Source organism: Croceicoccus sp. BE223 (genome assembly GCF_031457155.1).
Classification (GTDB): Bacteria; Pseudomonadota; Alphaproteobacteria; order Sphingomonadales; family Sphingomonadaceae; genus Croceicoccus.
In genome coordinates this window covers 169,795-190,664 of record NZ_JAVDWB010000005.1, presented here as the reverse complement: position 1 = coordinate 190,664, position 20,870 = coordinate 169,795, and the positions used below count along the sequence as shown (strand labels likewise).

At 66.6% G+C, this 20,870-nt stretch carries 20 protein-coding genes; 10 read left to right on the top strand and 10 right to left on the bottom strand.

Features of this window, described 5'->3' with window-relative positions; translation table 11 throughout:
* Position 1: 1 nt before the first annotated feature.
* The 3 genes from J2X37_RS11850 to J2X37_RS11840 all read right to left on the bottom strand — a co-directional run bounded on the left by J2X37_RS11850 (position 2) and on the right by J2X37_RS11840 (position 1,972).
* On the bottom strand, positions 2 to 415 hold the full coding sequence (locus J2X37_RS11850; RefSeq protein ID WP_310021474.1) for a MerR family DNA-binding transcriptional regulator: 414 nt from the start codon (positions 413 to 415) through the stop codon (positions 2 to 4).
* A 31-nt stretch (positions 416 to 446) separates the two neighbouring features.
* Positions 447 to 812, bottom strand: a complete 366-nt coding sequence (gene hisI, locus J2X37_RS11845) for a phosphoribosyl-AMP cyclohydrolase (RefSeq protein WP_310021472.1) — start codon at positions 810 to 812, stop codon at positions 447 to 449.
* A 317-nt stretch (positions 813 to 1,129) separates the two neighbouring features.
* Positions 1,130 to 1,972, bottom strand: coding sequence for a ComF family protein (locus J2X37_RS11840; protein ID WP_310021470.1), 843 nt, complete (start codon positions 1,970 to 1,972; stop codon positions 1,130 to 1,132).
* A gap of 66 nt (positions 1,973 to 2,038) precedes the next feature.
* Between J2X37_RS11840 and J2X37_RS11835 the strand changes: the two genes are divergently transcribed.
* Positions 2,039 to 2,824 (top strand): methyltransferase domain-containing protein, encoded by a 786-nt coding sequence (locus tag J2X37_RS11835; RefSeq protein WP_310021468.1) that lies wholly within the window; start codon positions 2,039 to 2,041, stop codon positions 2,822 to 2,824.
* Positions 2,825 to 2,851: 27 nt separating this feature from the next.
* Here J2X37_RS11835 and ppdK read toward each other — a convergent pair whose 3' ends face one another.
* The 3 genes from ppdK to J2X37_RS11820 form a co-directional block, all read right to left on the bottom strand.
* Entirely contained in the window at positions 2,852 to 5,518 is a 2,667-nt protein-coding gene (gene ppdK / locus J2X37_RS11830; RefSeq protein ID WP_310021466.1) for a pyruvate, phosphate dikinase, read from the bottom strand.
* A gap of 106 nt (positions 5,519 to 5,624) precedes the next feature.
* On the bottom strand, positions 5,625 to 7,733 hold the full coding sequence (gene glyS, locus J2X37_RS11825; RefSeq protein ID WP_310021464.1) for a glycine--tRNA ligase subunit beta: 2,109 nt from the start codon (positions 7,731 to 7,733) through the stop codon (positions 5,625 to 5,627).
* Positions 7,730 to 8,629, bottom strand: a complete 900-nt coding sequence (locus J2X37_RS11820) for a glycine--tRNA ligase subunit alpha (protein WP_310021461.1) — start codon at positions 8,627 to 8,629, stop codon at positions 7,730 to 7,732. The genes glyS and J2X37_RS11820 overlap by 4 nt, the downstream gene beginning before the upstream one ends.
* 214 nt (positions 8,630 to 8,843) lie before the next feature.
* On the opposite strand from J2X37_RS11820, the gene J2X37_RS11815 reads away from it, so the two are divergent.
* The 6 genes from J2X37_RS11815 (at position 8,844) to J2X37_RS11790 (ending at position 13,727) form a co-directional block, all read left to right on the top strand.
* Entirely contained in the window at positions 8,844 to 9,749 is a 906-nt protein-coding gene (locus tag J2X37_RS11815) for a TraB/GumN family protein (protein ID WP_310021459.1), read from the top strand.
* Between the two features lie 41 nt (positions 9,750 to 9,790).
* Complete coding sequence (locus J2X37_RS11810) at positions 9,791 to 10,654, top strand: TraB/GumN family protein (protein ID WP_310021457.1); 864 nt, start codon at positions 9,791 to 9,793, stop codon at positions 10,652 to 10,654.
* A 125-nt stretch (positions 10,655 to 10,779) separates the two neighbouring features.
* Complete coding sequence (locus J2X37_RS11805; RefSeq protein WP_310021455.1) at positions 10,780 to 11,406, top strand: 50S ribosomal protein L25/general stress protein Ctc; 627 nt, start codon at positions 10,780 to 10,782, stop codon at positions 11,404 to 11,406.
* Between the two features lie 94 nt (positions 11,407 to 11,500).
* Positions 11,501 to 12,070, top strand: coding sequence for an aminoacyl-tRNA hydrolase (gene pth, locus J2X37_RS11800; RefSeq protein WP_310021453.1), 570 nt, complete (start codon positions 11,501 to 11,503; stop codon positions 12,068 to 12,070).
* Positions 12,071 to 12,072: 2 nt separating this feature from the next.
* Complete coding sequence (locus J2X37_RS11795) at positions 12,073 to 12,705, top strand: CPBP family intramembrane glutamic endopeptidase (RefSeq protein ID WP_310021451.1); 633 nt, start codon at positions 12,073 to 12,075, stop codon at positions 12,703 to 12,705.
* 140 nt (positions 12,706 to 12,845) lie between these two features.
* Positions 12,846 to 13,727: an OmpA family protein gene (locus tag J2X37_RS11790; protein WP_310021449.1), complete on the top strand. Its 882-nt coding sequence runs from the start codon at positions 12,846 to 12,848 to the stop codon at positions 13,725 to 13,727.
* Between the two features lie 63 nt (positions 13,728 to 13,790).
* On the opposite strand, the gene J2X37_RS11785 is transcribed toward J2X37_RS11790, so the two are convergent.
* Together J2X37_RS11785 and J2X37_RS11780 are read right to left on the bottom strand one after the other, a co-directional pair.
* Positions 13,791 to 15,053, bottom strand: a complete 1,263-nt coding sequence (locus J2X37_RS11785) for a divalent metal cation transporter (RefSeq protein ID WP_310021447.1) — start codon at positions 15,051 to 15,053, stop codon at positions 13,791 to 13,793.
* A gap of 124 nt (positions 15,054 to 15,177) precedes the next feature.
* Positions 15,178 to 15,594, bottom strand: coding sequence for a hypothetical protein (locus tag J2X37_RS11780; RefSeq protein ID WP_310021445.1), 417 nt, complete (start codon positions 15,592 to 15,594; stop codon positions 15,178 to 15,180).
* Positions 15,595 to 15,772: 178 nt separating this feature from the next.
* On the opposite strand from J2X37_RS11780, the gene ychF reads away from it, so the two are divergent.
* The 3 genes from ychF to J2X37_RS11765 all read left to right on the top strand — a co-directional run bounded on the left by ychF (position 15,773) and on the right by J2X37_RS11765 (position 18,339).
* Complete coding sequence (gene ychF / locus J2X37_RS11775) at positions 15,773 to 16,873, top strand: redox-regulated ATPase YchF (protein WP_310021443.1); 1,101 nt, start codon at positions 15,773 to 15,775, stop codon at positions 16,871 to 16,873.
* Between the two features lie 156 nt (positions 16,874 to 17,029).
* A complete protein-coding gene (locus J2X37_RS11770) occupies positions 17,030 to 17,836 on the top strand; it encodes a DUF1206 domain-containing protein (protein WP_310021440.1) in 807 nt (268 codons plus the stop codon).
* Positions 17,837 to 17,880: 44 nt separating this feature from the next.
* Positions 17,881 to 18,339, top strand: coding sequence for a MaoC family dehydratase (locus J2X37_RS11765; RefSeq protein WP_310021438.1), 459 nt, complete (start codon positions 17,881 to 17,883; stop codon positions 18,337 to 18,339).
* Here J2X37_RS11765 and J2X37_RS11760 read toward each other — a convergent pair.
* Both J2X37_RS11760 and mutL read right to left on the bottom strand, forming a co-directional pair.
* On the bottom strand, positions 18,336 to 18,821 hold the full coding sequence (locus J2X37_RS11760; RefSeq protein ID WP_310021435.1) for a hypothetical protein: 486 nt from the start codon (positions 18,819 to 18,821) through the stop codon (positions 18,336 to 18,338). The two genes, J2X37_RS11765 and J2X37_RS11760, sit on opposite strands and share 4 nt — an antisense overlap.
* 13 nt (positions 18,822 to 18,834) lie before the next feature.
* Positions 18,835 to 20,694 (bottom strand): DNA mismatch repair endonuclease MutL, encoded by a 1,860-nt coding sequence (gene mutL / locus J2X37_RS11755; RefSeq protein WP_310021433.1) that lies wholly within the window; start codon positions 20,692 to 20,694, stop codon positions 18,835 to 18,837.
* Positions 20,695 to 20,870: the final 176 nt, after the last annotated feature.

Genomic DNA, 20,870 nt, shown 5'->3' with positions numbered 1-20,870 from the left:
GTCAGTCCTCTCGCTGGTCCGGAACCATCTGCGTCTCGACCTCGTGAATGAAGTCGCGAAGGACGCCCATGGCCCATGCAATGTCTTCCTGCTGCCGCTCCAGCTTGGCGAGCTGTTCGCGGCAACGCTCGATCGTAACGCGGCGCTGCAGGGTGCGACCGTCGTCGAGATCGTAGAGATCGAGCATTTCGCCCACTTCGGTGAGCGAGAAACCGACGCCCTTGGCCCGCTCGATCCAGTGCAGGCGAGCACGGTCGCGCTGCGAATAGATGCGCTGGCTGCCCACTCGCTGGGGCGAGATCAGGCCGCGCTCCTCATAGAAACGAAGTGCGCGGGCGGTCACGCCGAACTCCGCCGAAAGTTCGGCGATGGTCCAGGTGGCCTGCGGGTCCATGTTGTGCGAGGCGTCGGTCATGCCGCAGATTTAGTTGACGTTGACGTCAACGTCAAGCAAGCCGTTGGAGACCGTCATCTGTAACCCTTCGAAAGAAGCAAGACCGCGCGTTGGTGTGGCACGCCGGCCCGTGCGGTTCCACGCGGAGGACGAGGCAGTCCTGGTCGCAATCGACCAGCATTTCGACAATTCGCAGGACGTGGCCGCTGCTCTCGCCCTTCTTCCAGAGCTTGCCGCGCGATCGCGACCAGAAATAGGCGAATCCCGTTTCGCGCGTGAGGCGCAGCGCGTCCTCGTTCATATGCGCGACCATCAGCACATCACCCCCGGCGGCGTCGACGCAAACCGCGGTGATGAGGCCGGCGGCATCGAACCGGGGGCGGAATTCGAGGGTCGTATCGATGGCATCTGCGGACATGCGGAGCTTTCAAACGATTGGGGAAAGATGCGTAGAGGACAGGTCTGACACACCGGTTGTTGCACGTTAGGCACACCGTTGCATAATATCCATGCCAATCACGCATGGCCACTTCCACAAAGCGGCCATGCCATGCACAAAGCGCCCACGGCTTGAGGGAGCCGGACGCCCGAAAGGGCAGACGTTATCGCAGACGTCCTCTGATGCGGTCTACGTTCAGGGAAATTGGCGGTGCCGGGGGGCTCCGCCGAACATTGAGGGGATCGGGCGGCAGCTCGGGATCGACGGGGTCCCTGATGCGCCAACAGTCCGATTAGTCACGCGGGACGCCCGGAGCCGACAGGTTCCGGGCGTTTCGCGTTTCCGGGCGGGTCCGGAGAGCCTTCGTCCTGCGATAGCGGCGCGACCGGGTCGCCGGCAATGACCCGCGCATAACACGCGATGACCACCCGCGCGGCCCCGGCATGCTTCAGCGCTCGCACGCAGGTATCGCTGGTCGCGCCGCTGGTCAGCACGTCGTCGACGAGCAGGACATCGCGCCCCCCGATCCGGGGCAAGGCGCGGCGCGAAACCGCGATCGCCCCGCGCAGTTCGGCTCGGCGCTGATCCGGGTTCAGGCCGCCCAGGCTGCGCGTTGCGCGATTGCGGATCAGCGCATCGGGCAAAAGGCTCCATCCCCGGTCGCGGGCAATGGACCGGGCGATCATCGCCGACTGGTTGTAGCCGCGCCGCCAGATCCGCCAGCTGTGCAGCGGCACGGGCACGACCAGCGGGTCCGGCCCCGCGCAATCGCCGATGCGCGCCGCGATCCGGCGGCCCATCGGCCCGGCCAGCGCGATTCGCCCTGCGTGCTTCAGGTCGAGCGCCATCTGGCGCGACACGTCGCCATAGATCGTCGCCGCGACGATGCCATCGTGCTGCGGCGGTTCGGCAAGGCACCGGGCGCAGCGGGCCTCGGCCGCGAAGTGATCGGCCCCGAACGGACGCTGGCAGGTCGCACAGCTGGGCTCGCCGGGCAGCTCCAGCCGGGCGAAACAGGTGGCGCAGAGGGCATCGTCGCCGTGCGGATCGGCCAGGACCGCATCGCCGCAGCCGGGACAGCGGGGCGGAAACACGAAATCGATGACCGGGGCAAGAACTTGGCGAAGCGACACCCGCATCGTCTGCCCTTGCGCCGCCGCCTGCGCAAGGTTGCACCCGGCCGCGTTCCCCGGCAGAGGCGCGGAATGGACGTCGCCCCGCCCCCGCCCCGGATCTTTTCGAAGCAGCGCCGACTTGCCGTCCGCGCCCGCATGGCCCGGCAGCGGCTCGGCGGTAAGGCCGTGTCGACCGTCGCGCGCGAGCTGGCGGCTGACGCGTTGGACCGGCTCGGTTTCCTCAATCGCGACTTCACCAACGCACTCGTCATCGGCGACGTGACCGGGGGTTTTGCAGAGGGTCTGGGCGCTTCAACGCAAACTCTCCGCGCCGATCCGAGCGCGATGCTGGGAACGCCTCTCGACGAAGAGAGCCCCCTTCCCGGCGGTCCCTATGACCTCATCGTCTCGCTCGGCTTGCTCGACACCGTCAACGACCTGCCCGGCGCGCTCGCGCTGATGCGGCGGGCGCTGGCGGCGGACGGCCTGATGCTCGCCAGTTTCCTTGGTGCGGGCAGCCTGCCGGTGCTGCGGGCGGCCATGCTGGCCGCCGATGGCGATCGCCCCGCTCCGCGTATCCACCCGCAGGTCGACGTTCGCGCGGCGGGACAGTTGATGACCCGGATCGGCTTCGCCAGCCCCGTGGTCGATGGCTGGGGCTTCGAAGTCGCGTTCGAAAGCCTCGAACAGCTCGTCGGCGACTTGCGGGCGCAGGGGCTGGGCAATGTCCTTAACGATCCCGGTCCGTCGCTGGGCAAATCGGCCCTTGTGCGGGCGCAGACCGCGTTCGCGGACCGGGCCGGAGACGATGGCTTGGTCCGCGAACGATTCGAAGTCGTCACGCTGAGCGGCTGGTCCCCCGCCCCTCGCCTCTAGGCCCTCGCCTTCTGCCCCTGCGCTGGCTCAGGCGTTGAGCGCGGCCTGTGCCGCGGCGAGGCGGGCGATGGGAACGCGGTAGGGCGAGGCCGAGACGTAATCGAGGCCGACCTTTTCGCAGAACGCGATCGATGCCGGATCGCCGCCGTGTTCGCCGCAGATGCCCAGCTTGATCCCGGGCCGGGTCGCCCGGCCGCGCGCGGCCGCCAGTTCCACCAGCTGGCCCACGCCCTCGATATCGAGGGTCACGAACGGGTCGCGGGGGTAGATGCCCTTCTCGACATAGGGGTTGAGGAAGCGGGCCGCATCGTCGCGCGACACCCCCAGCGTGGTCTGGGTGAGGTCGTTGGTGCCGAAGGAGAAGAATGCACCCTCCTCCGCGATCTCGCCCGCCATCAGCGCGGCACGCGGCAGTTCGATCATCGTGCCGACGAGGTAGTCGAGCGTGCGGCCCTTGGCGGCAAAGACCTCTCCGGCGACCTTGTCCACGAGTGCCTTCAGGATCTGCAGCTCGCGCCGGGTGGCGACCAGCGGGATCATGATTTCCGGCACCGGCGCCTCGCCGCTCTCCACCGCGACCTCGATCGCCGCCTCGAAGATGGCCTGCGCCTGCATCTCGTAGATCTCGGGGAAGGTAATGCCGAGACGGCAGCCGCGATGGCCGAGCATCGGGTTGAACTCGTGAAGCTCGTCGGCGCGGCGGCGCAGGTGATCGACGCCGTAACCGGTGATCTCGGCCAGTTCCTCGAACTCGGCATCGCCTTGCGGCAGGAATTCGTGGAGCGGCGGATCGAGCAGGCGGATGGTGACCGGCAGGCCCGCCATCTCGGTGAAGATCGCCTTGAAGTCGCTGCGCTGTTCGGGAAGCAGCTTGGCGAGCGCGGCCTCGCGGCCCTTCCTGTCCTCGGCCAGGATCATCTGCCGCACGCTGGAAATCCGGCCGGCGTCGAAGAACATGTGCTCGGTCCGGCACAGGCCGATGCCCTCGGCCCCGAACTGGCGGGCCATCCTGCAGTCGGCGGGCGTCTCGGCGTTGGTGCGTACCTTCATCCGGCGCTTCGCGTCGGCCCATTCCATCAGCGTTGCGAAATCGCCGACCAGTTCGGGCTCGATCGTCGGCACCGCGCCCAGCATGACCTCGCCGGTCGATCCGTCGAGCGTGAGGACGTCACCCTCGGCGATCTCGGTCCGGCCAATGCGGGCGACCCGCGCCTTGCGATCGATCGACAGGGCTGACGCGCCCGACACGCAGGGGCGGCCCATGCCGCGGGCGACCACCGCGGCGTGGCTGGTCATGCCGCCGCGCGCGGTCAGGATGCCCTTGGCTGCGTGCATGCCGTGGATGTCCTCGGGGCTGGTCTCGACGCGGACGAGGATCACGTCCTCGCCCCGTTCGGCCCAGGTTTCCGCGGTATCGGCATCGAACACCGCCTTGCCCGAAGCCGCGCCGGGCGATGCCGGCAGGCCGGTGGCCAGCACGTGGCGTTCGGCCGCCGGGTCGAGCGTCGGGTGGAGCAGCTGGTCGAGCGCCATCGGATCGATGCGGCGGATGGCCGTCGCCTCGTCGATCAGGCCTTCGTGGACCATGTCGACGGCCATCTTCAGCGCCGCCTTGGCGGTGCGCTTGCCGCTGCGGGTCTGCAGCATCCACAGCACGCCCTGCTGCACCGTGAACTCGATGTCCTGCATGTCCCTATAGTGGTTTTCGAGCAGGTCGAACACGCGCGCCAGCTGAGTGTAGGCATCGGGCATCGATTCTTCCATCGATGGCGCCTGCGCGCCCGCCGCCTCGCGCGCGGCCCTGGTCAGGTATTGCGGCGTTCGGATTCCGGCGACGACATCCTCGCCCTGCGCGTTGATCAGGTATTCGCCGTAATAGGCCCGCTCCCCCGTCGCCGGATCGCGGGTGAAGGCGACGCCGGTTGCGCTGGTGTCGCCCATGTTGCCGAAGACCATCGCCTGGACATTGACCGCGGTGCCCCAGCCGCCGGGAATGTCGTTCAGCCGGCGATAGACCTTCGCGCGGTCCGAATCCCAGCTCGCGAAGACCGCCTCGATCGCGCCCCACAGCTGTTCGGCCGGGTCCTGCGGGAACGGCCGGCCGAGTTCGCGGCTGGCGATGTCCTTGTATTCGCCAACGAGCGCCTTCCAGTCGTCGGCGGTCAGTTCGACGTCGTTGTAGTAGCCCTTGTCTTCCTTGGCGATCTCCAGCGCTTCCTCGAACAGGCCGTGATCGAGGCCGAGGACGACGTCGGCATACATCTGGATGAAGCGACGATAGGAGTCCCAGGCGAAGCGTTCGTCGCCCGACGTGGCCGCGAGGCCGACGACCGTCGCGTCGTTGAGGCCGAGGTTGAGCACGGTGTCCATCATGCCCGGCATCGACACCCGCGCGCCCGACCGGACCGAGACCAGCAGCGGATCGGCCGCATCACCGAAGCGCTTGCCGACGGTCCGCTCGATATGGCCCAGTGCGGCAGCGACCTCGGCGCGCAGCGCATCGTCGAAGTTCGCGCCTTCGGCCAAGTACTTGACGCACATCTCGGTGGTGATCGTGAAGCCCGGCGGCACCGGCAGGCCGATCGCGGCCATCTCCGCAAGGTTCGCGCCCTTGCCGCCGGTAATCGTCTTGTCCTTCGCCCGGGGATCGTCCGAAACCGCGTCGCCGCCAAAGGTGTAGACATACTGCGTCATGTTGGCCGTGCCCTCTTTTGCTCGACCTTGCAGCGCAACAGAGCGACGGCGCCGCAAGGTCGTCTTTCGTCCGGTGGCGCCCCCTTAGGCGCTACATTGCGCCAAGTCAGCCCTCGATCCGGGAAAAGTCCGCGACTTTGTGCACCGCAGCAACGAAGCGCGCGAGAAGCGCGAGCCGGCTGGCGCGCTTGACGGGGTCGGCATCGTTGACGGTGACGTCGTCGAAGAAGGCGTCGATGGGCGCGCGCAACGAGGCGAGCGCGGTCATCGCTTCGGCAAAGTCCTCCGCCCGCACCGCGTCGAAGGCTGCCGGTTCGGCGTTGTCGAGCGCGGCGACAAGGGCCGCTTCGGCAGGTTCTAGGTCGTAGGCCGGGTTCTGCCCCCGCTGCGCGTAGATCTCGCCAAGATCGGGATCGTCGACCAGCGACAGCGGGTCTTCCTCGCCGGTGCGCGCGATGCGGGTCTCGACCGGCTCGTAGCCTTCCTTCCTGAGGATGTTGGCGGCGCGCTTGTAGCCCGCGAGCAGGTTCCCGCCCTCGCCCCCTTCCATGAACGCCTGCAGCGCCTTCACTCGCGCGAGAAGGCGGACGAGATCGTCCTCGTTGCCCAGCGCAAAGACCGCGTCGATCAGGTCGTGGCGGATGCCCGCTTCCTTCTGCTGCACCTTCAGACGGTCGGCGAAAAAGTCGAGCAGGTCGCCATCGGCCACGGCCAGGCGCAGGTCGTTCGCGGTGATGAGCCGGATGACGGCGAGTGCGGCGCGGCGCAGGGCGAAGGGATCCTTGGACCCGGTCGGCTTCTCGTCGATCGCGAAGAAGCTGCGCAGCGTATCCAGCTTGTCGGCCAGGCTAACCGCCACCGTCACCGGCGCGGTCGGCACTTCGTCGCCCTGGCCCACCGGCTTGTAGTGATCGCGGATTGCCTCGGCGACGGCATCGGGCAGACCTTCGGCGCGGGCGTAATATCCGCCCGTAAGCCCTTGAAGTTCTGGGAATTCACCGACCATTTCGGTGACGAGGTCGGCCTTGGCGAGCCGCGCCGCCTGCTCGGTCAGAGCCGGATCGGCACTGGGCACGATGCCTTCTTCCGCCAGCCAGCGGGCGAGCTTCGCCACCCGCTCGACCTTGTCGGCAACGGTGCCCAGCTTTTCGTGGAAGGTTATGCGCTCGAGCTTCTTCGCGTGCTCGGTAAGCGGCGTCTTCTGATCCTGGTCCCAGAAGAACCGCGCATCCGAAAGCCGCGCGGCGAGAACCTTGCGGTTTCCGTCGACGATGACCGACGGGTCTTCCGAGGCGATATTGGCCGTGCAGACGAAGGCATTGGCAAGCCTGCCCGCCCCATCCTTTTCAGCCCCCTCGTTGCAGACGAAATACTTCTGGTTGGTGCGTGCGGTCAGCTGGATGACCTCGGGCGGCACGTCGAGGTAGCTGTCCTCGAACCGGCCGAGCAGCGGCACCGGCCATTCGGTGAGACCCGCGTTCTCGATCACCAGCCCCTCGTCCTCGACCAGCGTCAGGCCCGCATCCGCGGCAACTCGCAGCGCGGCGTCGCGAACCATGTCTTGCCGCTCCGCGTGATCGACGATGACGTGGCAGGCGCGCAGCTTTTCGGCGTAGTCGTGCGCGCCGCCGATGGTGATTTCGCCCGGATGGTGGAAGCGGTGGCCCAGCGTCGCGTAGCCTGCGGCGATCCCGTCGATTTCGCACGGTACCAGTTCCTCGCCGAGAATGGCGACGATGCCCTTGAGCGGTCGCACCCAGCGCAACGACCCTGTCGACAGCGAGGCATCGCCCCAGCGCATCGACTTGGGCCAGGCGAAGTCGCGGATGATCGCCGGGATCGCCTGTGCAAGCACATCCCTCGTTGCCCTGCCCGGCTTCTCGATGACCGCGAACCATGTCTTGCGGCCCTTGACGTCGCGAAGTTCCAGCTGGTCGCGGCTCACGCCATTCTTGCGGCAGAATCCGTCGATGGCGGCATCGGGCGCCCCCTCTGGCGGACCCTTGGCTTCATCGCTCACCGCCTCGGTCGCTTGCGGCAGCGCGCGTGCGATCAGGGCGAGCCGGCGCGGGGTCGACCAGACGGTAACCTCGCCCGCCGCAACGCCCGCGGTTTCCATCGCGCGACGGAAGAGCCGTTCGAGTTCGGCGCGCGCACCGGCCTGCATCCGCGCCGGGATCTCTTCGGAAAGAAGTTCGAGGAGGAAGTCGCTCACAGGCTCCACTCCGGATATTTCGCCTGCCAGGCGGGGGTCATCTTCTCGGCGTATTTCTCGCACGATGAGCGCGCCAGGTCGCGGACGCGGCCCATGTAGCTGGCCCGTTCCTGCACGCTGATGACGCCGCGCGCCTGAAGGAGGTTGAAGACGTGGCTTGCCTCGACCGCCTGTTCATAGGCGGCGATCGGCACGTCGCTGGCAAGGGCGTTCCTGCATTCGGCCTCGGCCTTGGCGAATATGTCGAACAGGGCCTCGGTGTCGGCGACCTCGAAGTTCCACTTCGACATCTGCTTCTCGTTTTCGAGGAAGACGTCGCCGTAAGTGACGCCGCGCCCGTTGAAGTCGAGATCGTAGACGTTGTCGACACCCTGGATGTACATCGCCAGGCGTTCGAGCCCGTAGGTCAGCTCGCCCGCGACCGGCTTGCAATCGAAGCCGCCCATCTGCTGGAAATAGGTGAACTGGGTCACTTCCATCCCGTCGCACCAGACTTCCCAGCCCAGACCCCAGGCGCCGAGCGTCGGGCTCTCCCAATCATCCTCGACGAAGCGGATGTCGTGCTTCAGCGGATCGATGCCAATCACCCGCAGGCTTTCCAGATACCAGTCCTGGATGGCGGGCGGGCTCGGCTTCAGGATGACCTGGTACTGGTAGTAGTGCTGCAACCGGTTGGGGTTCTCGCCATAGCGACCGTCGGTCGGGCGGCGGCAGGGCTGAACGAACGCGGCGTTCCACGGTTCCGGCCCGAGCGCGCGCAAGGTGGTGGCGGTATGGAACGTGCCCGCCCCCATGCGCATGTCGTAAGGCTGCAGGATCAGGCAGCCCCTGGCGCTCCAGAAATCGTGGAGCGCGAGGATCATGTCCTGAAAGGACCGGGTGGGATCGCGTGTCATGCGCCGCGCCATGGCGCAAGCGCGGGCGGCGCGTCAATGGGACGCTGCCGGGGTATTGCAAGAGCGCATTGGGAATCGGCGCCCCGCGGTACCTTCTGTCCCGGCCAGGGCGGACGTCTCGGATGCAAAAGGATAGCCTGATCACTTCCCGTTCACTCTTCGGCTTCATATATCGTCGCGACTGGGCCGAAAGGCTCGCCAGCCAAGGGTTGCCATGAAGCTCAAGTCTCTCGTCCGTCGCCTGGCGCCGCTTGCGGCCCTGCTCGGCTTCGGTTCTCCCGCCGTGGCGGAAGAGGCGGCGTTCGATCGCAGCGATGCCGATCCGGCGCTCTGGGTGGTGAAGGACGACGACACCACGATCTACCTCTTCGGCACGATGCATGCGCTGAAGCCCGATCTTGTCTGGTTCGACGACGGCGTCGCCACCGCCTTTGCCGAATCCGACGAACTGGTGCTGGAAATGCTGGAGCCGGAGCCGGCCGCGATCGCGCCCGTGTTGCAGAAATCGGCGCTGGCCGCGCCTGGGCGGGGCCTGTCGAAGCTTCTCTCCACCGAACAGTATGTCCGCTTCGCCGTCGCCGCGCAGCGCATCGGCATAGCACCTGCCTCTCTCGAACCGATGCAGCCCTGGTTTGCCGGGATCACGCTGGCCGCCGCACCGCTGGCCTTGATGGGATACGAAGCGGACAAGGGCGCAGAGAAGGTGTTGCTGGCCGCCGCGGCTCAACGCGGGTTGAAGCAGGTCGGGCTGGAGTCTTTCGAACAGCAGATGGGCTTCTTCTCCAGCCTCAGCGAGGCCGATCAGGTCGCGTTCCTGATGTCCGGCGTCGACGAGATGGGCGACATGGACCAGACCTTCGCCAGGATGGAAACCGCGTGGGCGACCGGCGACACCGCCGCGGCCGCCGCCTTGCTGAACGAAGGGATGGACGACACCCCCGTGCTTTACGACGTGCTTCTGGCCAAGCGGAACGAGCGTTGGGCCGAATGGATCGACGCGCGGATGAAGCAGCCGGGCACCGTCTTCGTGGCGGTGGGCGCCGGGCACCTTGCGGGCGACGATTCGGTTCAGGTCCGGCTGGCCGAACGGGGCCTGACCGCCAGCCGCGTGGCGTACTGACACGCGCCAATTGCGGGGGGGACGCGCATTTGGTTTATCGATTGCTGACGTGGCTCCTGCTGCCGGCGGCGCTGCTGCTGGCCGGATGCGGGCAGAAGGCGGAGCCGGCGCTGTGGCGCATCGACAAGGCCGGCGCACCCGAAGGCTCGCCCCCGGCCGGATGGCTGTTCGGCACGATCCACGCGCTGCCGGCCGGGACCGACTGGCACGGCGAAACACTGGACCAGGCTCTGGCCGAGGCCGGCGTCCTCATGGTCGAGATCAAGGACCTCAACCAGGCGGACAGCCAGAAATACTTCACCGAACTGGCCTATGACCCCACCCTGCCCCCGATCGAGGAGCGGGTGTCGCCCGTCTGGCGTGACGAACTGGACGAGCTGATGGACGAGGCCGGGGCCGACCCCGAGGCCTTTCATTACGTCGAGACATGGGCGGCGGCGCTGATGCTCGCCTCCCAGATACAGCAGAAGAGCACGATGGACGGCGCGCACGGGGTCGACAAGGCGCTGATCGCCGATTGGCGGGACAAGCCGATCGTCGGCTTCGAGACGACCGAGGAGCAGTTCCGCATCTTCGACCAGCTCTCGGGCAACGAACAGCAGACGCTTCTGGAATCGATGGTGCGCCAGTCCGGGGAAATGAAGCCAGACGAGCTGGCCCAAGTCTGGATCGACGGCGATGCCGACCGGCTGGGCGCCCTGATGGACATGGGTTTTGAACAGAACAGCGGCCTTCGCGGGGCGATCCTGTCCCGTCGCAACGAGCGGTGGATCGGCCGGATCGTCGACCAGCTCCAGTCGGGCAACCGGCCCTTCGTCGCAGTGGGTGCAGGCCACATGGGCAATTCCGACGGGCTGATCGCGCTGCTGGCGAAACGCGGCTACACCGCCACCCGCGTCCAGTAGGCCCGCATCCGCCCTTGCTTTTGCGCGCGTTTGCGTCTAGCCGCCCGCCTTCGCTTGCCCTGTCGGTCATCCCTGGAGGCGCTGGGCATGCGTTATTGTATCAACCAGTTTCGAAGGTCAGAACCATGAGCGATCAGCTTACCCTGGCGGCCGAGGCGCGCGATCGGGCAGGCAAGGGAGCCTCCCGTGCACTGCGCCGTGACGGTCGTGTCCCTGCAGTCATCTACGGCGGCAAGGAAGAGCCCCAGACGATCCACGTCGAGGAGCGTGCTCTTTCTAAGCTTCTCCACACCGGCCACTTCGCCAACTCGATCGTGATGATCGAGATCGACGGCAAGTCGGTCCGCACCCTGCCCAAGGACGTCGCCTTTCACCCGGTTTCCGACCGTCCGACCCACGTCGACTTCCTGCGCTTGAGCAAGAACGCCAAGGTCGAAGTCGCGGTGCCGGTCGTCTTCACCAACGAAGACGCCTCGCCCGGCCTCAAGAAGGGCGGCGTGCTCAACGTCGTCCGTCACGAGCTGGAGCTGGTCTGCGACGCGGACAAGATCCCGAGCGAGATCGAGATCGACGTCACCGGCAAGGATGTCGGCGATGCGATCCACATCAGCGAAGTCACCCTGCCCAAGGGCAGCGAAAGCGCGATCACCGATCGTGACTTCACCATCGCGACGCTGGTCGCTCCCTCGGCGCTGAAGAAGGCCGAAGGCGCTGCCGCCGGCGAAGCCGAAGAAGGCGAAGCGGAGGCCTGAGCCTCTCCGCCTTTTTGCGACAACGACACCGAAAACGCCGGTCCCTTGCGGGGCCGGCGTTTTCTTTTGCGCCGTTCTTGGCTAGGGGCCCGTGATGCAGCTTTGGGTCGGCCTTGGAAATCCCGGCGCGAAATACGCGCTCAATCGTCACAACATCGGATTCATGGCGATGGACACCATAGCCGAGGTGCACGACTTCGGCCCTGTCCAGAAGAAGTTCTCCGGCTGGCTGCAGGAAGGCCGCATCGGCGGCGCAAAAGTCCTGTTGCTCAAGCCCGCGACGTTCATGAACGAAAGCGGCGTTTCAGTCGGTGAGGCCATGCGCTTCTATAAGCTGGGCATGGACGCGCTGACCGTCTTTCACGACGAACTCGATCTCGCGCCCTTCAAGGTGAAGGTCCGGATGGGAGGCGGACTGGCGGGACACAACGGCCTGCGCTCCATCGACAAGTATCTCGGCCCCGATTTCCGGCGCGTGCGCATCGGCATCGGTCATCCGGGGCACAAGGACCGCGTCACCGGCCACGTCCTCGGCAACTATGCCAAGGCGGAAATGGACGACCTTGCCGACATGCTGGGCGCCATCGCGGCAGAGGCAGAGTGGCTGGCCAAGGGCGACGACGCCCGCTTCATGAGCGATCTCGCGCTCCGCCTTCAGGACTGAACATGGCCCGCGAAGCGCGCGTAATCGGCGTGCGGGGGGCAGCGGCGCTGATCGGCGTGCAGGCCGTGGGGCTCGCGGTGATTGGCGGTGCCGTCTGGCAGGCCGGCGGCAGACCCCTGTCCGCGATGATCTCGTTCGATGGGGCGCAAGTCCTGCTCGGCCTTTGCATCGCGGCGGTGCTGGTGGCCGCCGCCGCCGGTCTCCAGGCTCTCGCTCCCGACTTGTCGCACCGCCTGCTGATCGACCAGGCGCGGGCCTACCCCTTCCTGCAGGAACCGCTTGGCTGGAAAGCGCTCCTATGGTTCTCGCTTTGCGCGGGGATCGGCGAGGAGATCGCCTTTCGCGCAGGAGCGCAGACCTGGCTGTCCGACCAGCTTGGCACCCTGCCCGGCGTCATCCTCGCCACCGCCGGATTTGCCGCCATCCACCTTTCGCGCCCGCCGATCATGCTGATCCAGTTCGTCATCGGCCTCGCGATCGCGCTGCCGTTCGCCTGGTCGGGCAGCCTTCTCGCCGCGATCGTCGGGCATACGCTCTACGATATCTGGGCACTGGCCAACCTGCAGAAGCATGTCGCCCGCCACCGCATTGAAAGCGCGGCGAAATTCTCAGAAGCGGGATCGGAACAGCCCTGAACAGCCGGTTCGTTGGCGGCCAGGGCGATGGTTTAATTACCGTTACCATAACTCTTCACCTCACCTTTACCACGGTCTGGAACGGTTTACCTTCCGGACCGCCGTGTTTATTCTGGCCGGGGACCAAGGGGAGTACCGTGATGAATTTCGTTTCGAAGAGGCCGGCGCGCATCGTGTTGCTCGCCATGCTGGCCATGCCGGTCGCTGGCACCGTGCATGCGCAGGAATTTGCGTCGAACGAAGACGTGCTCACCACCGTCTATGGTGCCCGTGTCGCCGAGGGTCCGAAAGTAGAAGGCGTCATCACGCGGCGCACCGATGAGAAGCTCCAGATCACCAAGCCCGACGGCACGCGCGTTGTCGTCGCCTACGACAACCAGACCAAGGTCAAGGCGAAGGGCGGCTTTCTGGGCGGCGGCAAGACGCTCGACACCAATTCGCTCTACAACGGGCTGCCGGTAACGGTGCAGACGGTGCAGTACGCCAACGGCCTCGTCGCCACTGAAGTCGCGATGAAGAACAGCGACCTGAAGATGGCCGCCATCGTCCACAACGGCACGGCGCAGAAATTCGGCGAGCATGACGAGGCGATCGGCAAAAACGCCAAGATGGTCGAAGCGCTGCGCACCCGCATGGCCGACATCGACAACTATAACGTCAAGGGCACGACCAACGTTTATTTCGACAGCGGCAAGTACCGCCTGACGCCGGAGGGCGAGCGCAACCTGTGCGACGCCGCCTCGCAGGCGGAGGCGATGGGCAACGCGCTGTTGCTGGTGGTCGGCTACACCGATTCCACCGGCAGCTACGAGGTGAACCAGGAACTGAGCGAGAAGCGCGCGGGACGGGTCGTCAACTATCTTCAGCAGGCCTGCGGCTGGAAGCCGTGGCGCATGCTCAGCCCGACCGGGATGGCGGCGTCGGACCCGCTGGCCGACAACAGCACGGCGGAAGGCAAGGCCCAGAACCGCCGGGTTTCGGTCAACATCCTCGTCAGCAAAAGCATCGACGAGGACCTGTGAAAGCCGGAGGGGCGGGCGCACCCCGCCCCTTCCCTGTTCTCGCAACGCCGGCGCGAACCGCGATCAGGCGAGGGCAAACATCAGCACCACCCCGATCATCACCGCTGCGGCAATCCAGCCCATCGCCGCAAGCCGGCGTGATATCGTAAGGTGCCCCATCACGCGCGGGTTCGTCGCCATCAGCATCAGCACGATCATCAGCGGCGGCGCGAGCACGCCGTTGACCACCGCCGCGACATAGAGCGCGCGCATCGGATCGATGTCGACGAAATTGATCGCCGTTCCGCCCAGCGTGGCAATCGCGATCACGGCGTAGAACGCCTTTGCTTCCTTGGGCCGTCGGCCCAGCCCTTCGGTCCAGCCGAAGGTTTCGCTGACCGCATAGGCGGCGGACCCGGCCAGGATCGGCACCGCCAGCAACCCGGTGCCGATGATGCCCATGGCAAACAGCGCGAACGCCGCATCCCCCGCGATCGGGCGCAAGGCCACCGCCGCATCCGCCGCCGATGCGATGTCGGTGATTCCCTTCTGGTGCAGCGTCGCCGCCGTCGCAATCATTATGGCCAGGGCGACCAAGTGCGAGAATCCCATGCCGACCAGCGTATCCACCCTGATGCGGCGCAGTTCGGCCCCCGCAGTCCGCGGCGAGGCGTGCAGCGGCTTGACGTGGCGGCGATGCTGCTCCTCGACCTCTTGCCCCGCCTGCCAGAAGAACAGGTAAGGGCTGATCGTCGTGCCGAAAACCGCGACCAGCGCCATCAGCTGCGCCTGCTCCATCGCGAACCGGGGCACGAAGGCCCCCTGCGCCGCTGCGGCCCAATCGACTTCTGCGAACAGCAGCACCCCCACATAGGCGAACAGCGAGAGAGTCGCCCACTTGAGTATCCCGGCGTAGCGATCGTAGCTGACCAGCACTTCCAGCAGCACGGACACGACCGCGAAGCCGACGGTGTAGGTTAGCACCGGGCCGGGCAGGATCAGGCCCATCACCGCCCCCATCGCGCCGAGATCGGCACCCAGGTTGATCATGTTTGCGACCAGCAGGAGCAGGACGACGGTGCGCAGTAGCCAGCGTGGATAGTGCCGCCGCAGGTTCTGCGCGATCCCCCGCCCGGTGACAGCGCCGACGCGGGCGCAGATCTCCTGGATCGCCGCCAGAAGCGGAAAGGCGAACGGCATGGTCCAGGCCATCTGGTAGCCGAACTGCGCACCCACCTGGCTGTAGGTGCCGATGCCGCTGGGATCGTCGTCTGCCGCCCCGGTGACGAGGCCGGGCCCCAGGACCGAGCGGACCGAGCGCGTTTGGCCGACCTCTTCTGCTTTCATCCCGGCCCGATTCCCGTCGGTCGGCCGAAGGGCCGCCGCCTGCTGTATCGCAGAACGAACCCCGACCGGGAATAGCCCGCCCGCGACGTTCCCCCAACGATCGCGGGCGGAAAGATGGCCCTGATCAGTTGATGCGGACGACGGTCCAGGTGTCCTTCGGATCGGCGGAGTTGGTCGAACGCCAAGTCGTGCCGTCCATCACGTCGACGTAGCACTTGGCTTCCGCTTCGCCCTCCATCGTCATGCAGTAGGTCGCCGGCTCGGTCTTGGTCCAGGTTCCGTTGGTCGTCGTGCCGTCGACATCGGTCACCAGCGTCCCGTCGCCGTTCATCGTCAGCTTGAAACTGGCGCCGTCGGGGCCGGACATCTGAAAATTGCCAGTGTCGGGCTTGCCGTCCACCGCCATCGATGCGGCAGCGGTCTCGGTCGCGGCGGGTGCCGCCTGCGCCGTGTCGGTAGCCTGGGCGGCAGGTGCCTGTTCGGCGGGTTGCGAACAGGCGGACAGGGCGGCCATGGCCGCCACGAGAACGAGCTTCTTCATGTCTGTGTCTCCCTACGCCCCTGTCGGGCGCGGGGGAAGCTACGCCTGCCCTGCCCATCCGGCAATGCGCCGCGCGCTGCGCCGGCAAACCGGCGTTCCCCCTGGCGCCGGTATTCCCCCTAGCCATTCCGCCCCTCTGGCTCTATCGGGCCTCCACACCTGATTGACGGAGCATTTCATGGGTTTTCGTTGCGGCATCGTGGGCCTTCCCAATGTCGGCAAGTCGACGCTGTTCAACGCGTTGACCGAGACGCAGGCGGCGCAGGCGGCGAACTATCCGTTCTGCACGATCGAGCCCAACGTCGGCCAGGTCGGCGTCCCCGATCCGCGGCTGGACGAGATCGCCCGCATCGCCGGCAGCGCGAAGATCGTGCCGACGCAGCTCGCCTTCGTCGATATCGCCGGCCTGGTGAAAGGCGCGTCGAAGGGCGAAGGCCTGGGCAACCAGTTCCTCGGCAACATCCGCGAGGTGGACGCCATCGTGCATGTCCTGCGCTGTTTTGAGGATGACGACATCCAGCATGTCGCCAACAAGGTCGATCCCCTTGCCGATGCCGAGGTGGTCGAGACCGAGCTGCTCCTGTCCGATCTCGAAAGCCTCGAAAAGCGCGTGCCCGCCGCCGCCAAGCGCGCCACCGGCGGCGACAAGGAATCGAAGCTGATCGCCAGCGTTCTGGGCCAGACGCTCGAACTTCTGCGCGACGGCAAGCCCGCGCGCCTGACCGAGCCGAAAGACGAGGAGGAAGCCCGCGTTTTCCGCCAGGCGCAGCTGCTGACCGCAAAGCCCGTGCTCTACGTGTGCAACGTGGCCGAAGAGGATGCCGCGACCGGAAACGAGTTGACGGAGAAGGTCTTCGAAAAGGCCAGGGCAGAGGGCGCGCAGGCGGTCGTCGTTTCGGCCGCGATCGAGAGCGAGATCGTCGCGATGGACCCGGCCGACCGCGCCGAGTTCCTGGCCGAGATGGGGCTCGACGAATCGGGTCTCGCCCGCGTCATCCGCGCCGGTTACGACCTCCTCGGCCTCAAGACCTTCTTCACCGCCGGGCCCAAGGAAGCGCGCGCCTGGACTTTTCCCGACGGGGCCAAGGCACCGCAGGCCGCCGGCGAGATCCATACCGATTTCGAACGCGGTTTCATCCGCGCGGAAACGATCGCCTATGACGACTACATCGCGCTGGGCGGCGAAAGCGGCGCCCGCGAGGCGGGCAAGCTGCGCCAGGAAGGCAAGGAATACCTCGTCAAGGATGGCGACGTGATGATGTTCAAGTTCAACGTCTGATCGGTTTCATCCGGGCCCGCGGGCGTTGATGATCCGGGCGCCACTCGTCTGAGCTGAAGCCTTGCCATGCCGTCGCTGTTGCCGATGTCGGCAGTGGCTGCGGGCACCAATCGGACGCTCGCCCGTTCCCTTGCCAACACAAGGGGACATGCCGAAATGGTCGATAAATCCGAAAAACTCGAATGGCTCGTGCGACTGGGTTACCTGTCGCGCGCCATTCTCTACATCATGCTTGGCTATATCGCGCTGACCAGTGCGGGCCAGATGGCCGAAGGCACCGACGGCATCTTCAAGGCGATCGAGAACATCCCGGCGGGTACCGCACTGTTGTGGCTGATGGTCGTGGGTCTGGCCGCCTATGCGCTGTTCCGGTTTGCCACCGGCATCTTCGATCTCGAGCACAAGGGTTCGGATTCCAAGGGCATGGCCAAGCGCGCGGGGCACATCGGCAGTGCTATCGGTCATACCGCGCTGGCCTGGACCGCCTACAAGTTCGCCAGCTACGAAGGCAGTGCGGAAACGTCCGGCGGCGGCGCGCAGGAAATGGCGGCAGGCCTGCTGTCCATTTCGCTGGGCGGCGTGGTCCTGGGCCTGCTGGGCATCGCGTTTCTGGTCGCAGCCTTCATGCAGGCGAAGCAAGGCATTTCGGGCAGCTTCATGCACTATGTCAGCCCGCGCGCGCCGAGCTTCACCCGCTGGGTCGGTGGGGCGGGCTATGTCGCGCGCGGCGTCGTCTACCTCATCATCGGCTGGTCGCTGGTCAAGGCCGGTTTCCTTTCGGGCGGATCGGGTCAGGTGAAGACATTGGGCGATGCGGTCGCCTCGCTTATCGGCCAGGGCATGCTGTTCACGCTCGTCGCGATCGGCCTTCTGCTGTTCGGTATCTTCAGCCTCATCCTCGCCCAGTACCGCATTATTCCCGACCTCGATCCTTCGGGCATGAAGCCGGCATTCCGCAGCTAGAGCGATGCTTTGCGGCCGCCCGCCGGCATGCTAGGCGGGCGGCCATGCCCTATTACGAAGACATCGAGGTCGGCGAAGTCCACCATTTTGGCCGATACGAGATCACGCGCGAGGAGATCATCGAGTTCGCCTCGCGCTACGATCCGCAGGCGTTCCACCTCGACGACGATGCCGCAAAGGAAGGGCCGTTCGGTGCCTTGGCGGCCAGCGGCTGGATGACGGCGGCGGTGACGATGAACATGCTGGTCGAAGGCTGGATCGGCCACGAAGGGACGAGCCTCGGCGGTGCCGGGGTGCGCGAACTCAACTGGCTGCGCCCGGTATGGCCGGGCGACGTGCTGTCGGTGCGCGCGGTGGTGCTCGAAAAGCGGCGCAGCAAGGCGCGGACCGGCATGGGCATCCTCGACCAGAAGATCGAGACGCTGGACGCGACCGGAGAGCCGGTGATGGCCATGCGCACCATGGGGCTGGTACGCACGCGCGATGCGGCGGGCCGCGACTAACTGCCGCAGCCGAGGGCGCCCTTCTTGTCGTAGACGACCCGGCCCTTGCTGTCGGTCACCGTCATGCTGCCGGGATACTGGCTGGCGGTGATGCCGTCGCCGGGTTCCCCCGTCACCTTCAACGCGACGGCGAATTCCTTGCCATCGTATTTTTCGTATCCCGCCACCGGCAATCTCGCGCTGCCCTTGTCAGGTGCGAAGTCGACGACTTTGCCATTCTGAAGCATGTAGCCGTGCTCGCCCTGGCCGATGAAGACGACGGCGATGCCGCCATCGGGCGCGAAGCTGCAACCCGCGCCGCTCAGCCCGAATTTCTCGACATCGGAATAGGCGATCGATTCCGGGGTCAGCGGCTGCACCGCCGGCATGTCGTGCATGGCATTGATTTCCGCCACGTCGGCCGCATCCTTCGCCGGATTCGCCTCGTCGCCGCAACCGGCCAGCAGGACCATCGCCGTCGCCGCCACCATCATCTTTCGCATCTTGCCTTTTGTCCTATCTGCGCCCGAACAGTTTCTCGACGTCATCCATCGACAGCTTGACCCACGTCGGTCGTCCATGATTGCACTGGCCCGAGCGCGGGGTGTTTTCCATCTCGCGCAGCAGTGCGTTCATTTCGGCGACGCCAAGCCTGCGCCCGGCGCGGACAGAGCCGTGGCAGGCCATCGTCGCAAGCACGAGATCGAGCTTTTCGCCCAGCAGCAGCGCGCCCTTGCGCTCGTCAGGTCCGTTCTGGGCGATGTCGTCGGCTATGTCGCGCAGCAGCCGGGCGGGATCGGCACCCTTCAGCGCGGCGGGCATGGTGCGCACCAGCATGGCATCGGGCCCGAAACGTTCGACCGCAAGGCCGACGCTGGCCAGCCCTCCGGCGGCATCCTCGATCCGGTCGCAGTCGGCCTCCTCCATCTCGACCACTTCGGGCAGAAGCAGCGCCTGCGACCGGGCGACGGCATCGTCCGCCCCCGCCGCCTTCAGCCGTTCGAGTGTCAAGCGCTCGTGCGCGGCGTGCTGGTCGACGATGACGAGGCCGTCGGCGGCTTCCGCAACGATGTAGGTCTCGGCAATCTGTCCGCGCGCGACGCCCAGCGGAAAGCGCGCGGCGTCGCCAGCCTCTTCCAATGCCTGTTCGGCACGGGCAGAGGGCATGAAGTCGTCGGCAAGGATCGTCCGCTCCGCCTCGTGCCAGACGGGCGGCGTGATCGGCCCGCGCTGCGGCTGCCAGCCCTGGAACAGCGGGCGATTGTCTCGGGCGACCGGTGCGGTGTCGGTTCCGGCCGGGTCGCCCTCGCGCTGCCACAGGCCCATGGCGGCCGCGTCCGGCGCCTGCGCGCTGCGCCGGTCGCCCCCTGCCAGCGCATCGCGCAGCCCCGAAACGATGAGGCCGCGCACCATGGCCGGATCGCGGAACCGCACCTCGGTCTTGGCCGGGTGGACGTTGACGTCGACCTCCTCCGCCGGAACCTCGAGAAATAGGGCGAGGACGGCATGCCGGTCGCGGGCGAGCATGTCGGAATAGGCGCCGCGCACCGCGCCGATCAGCAAGCGGTCCTTCACCGGACGGCCGTTGACGAACAGGTACTGGTGATCGGCCACGCCCCGGTTGTAGGTCGGCAAACCAGCCAGTCCGGTCATGCGCAGCGGCGCATCCGCCGGGCCGCGCATCACGTCGACCGCAACGGCGTTGTCGGCCAGTTCGCGCGCGACGAGACGGCTGACGCGGGTGGCCAGCGCCTCGTCGGGTTGCACCTGGAAAATGCGCCGTCCGTCGTTGGACAGCGAAAAGCCGATATCGGGGCGCGCCATGGCGAGACGACGCACGACATCGTGGCATGCGGCATATTCGCTGCGGGCAGAGCGCAGGAATTTCCGGCGGGCCGGCACCTGCGCGAAAACCTCCTCGACCCGGATGCGCGTTCCCGGCGGCAAGGCGGCCGGCCCTTCGCTCACCAGTCGCCCGTGATCGACGATGCGCTGCCAGCCCTCGGCCAAGTGGCGCGGGCGGCTTTCGATGGTGAGGCGCGCAACGCTGGCGATCGACGGCAGCGCCTCTCCGCGAAAGCCGAGGGTCAGCACCTTCTCGATCGCGCCTTCCGCGCCCACCAGCGTCTCCGGCAATTTCGAGGTCGCGTGGCGTTCCAGTGCAAGTGCCATCTCTTCCGGGGCCATGCCGCAGCCGTCGTCGGTCACCTCGATCCCGTCGAGCCCGCCCGCTTTCAGCGCCACGTCGATCCGCGTCGCACCGGCATCGATGGCGTTTTCGACGAGTTCCTTGAGCGCGGCGGCGGGCCGTTCGACCACTTCGCCCGCCGCGATCCGGTTCACCAGGTTGTCGGGAAGGCGGCGGATCTGCGGCATGGATGGGGGTCTAGCGACGAACTCCCGGTTTTTCGAGGCGGACGGTGTGGAAAAGGCAGCATCCCCGCGCGAAAAATTTTCCATCCGTCTACTCTTTTGCGCTAGTCACTCGCAACGCCGCCACCCCAAGCGCCGCCCGATTCAGCCGCGCGCCTTCATTTCACCAGGGATCCGCA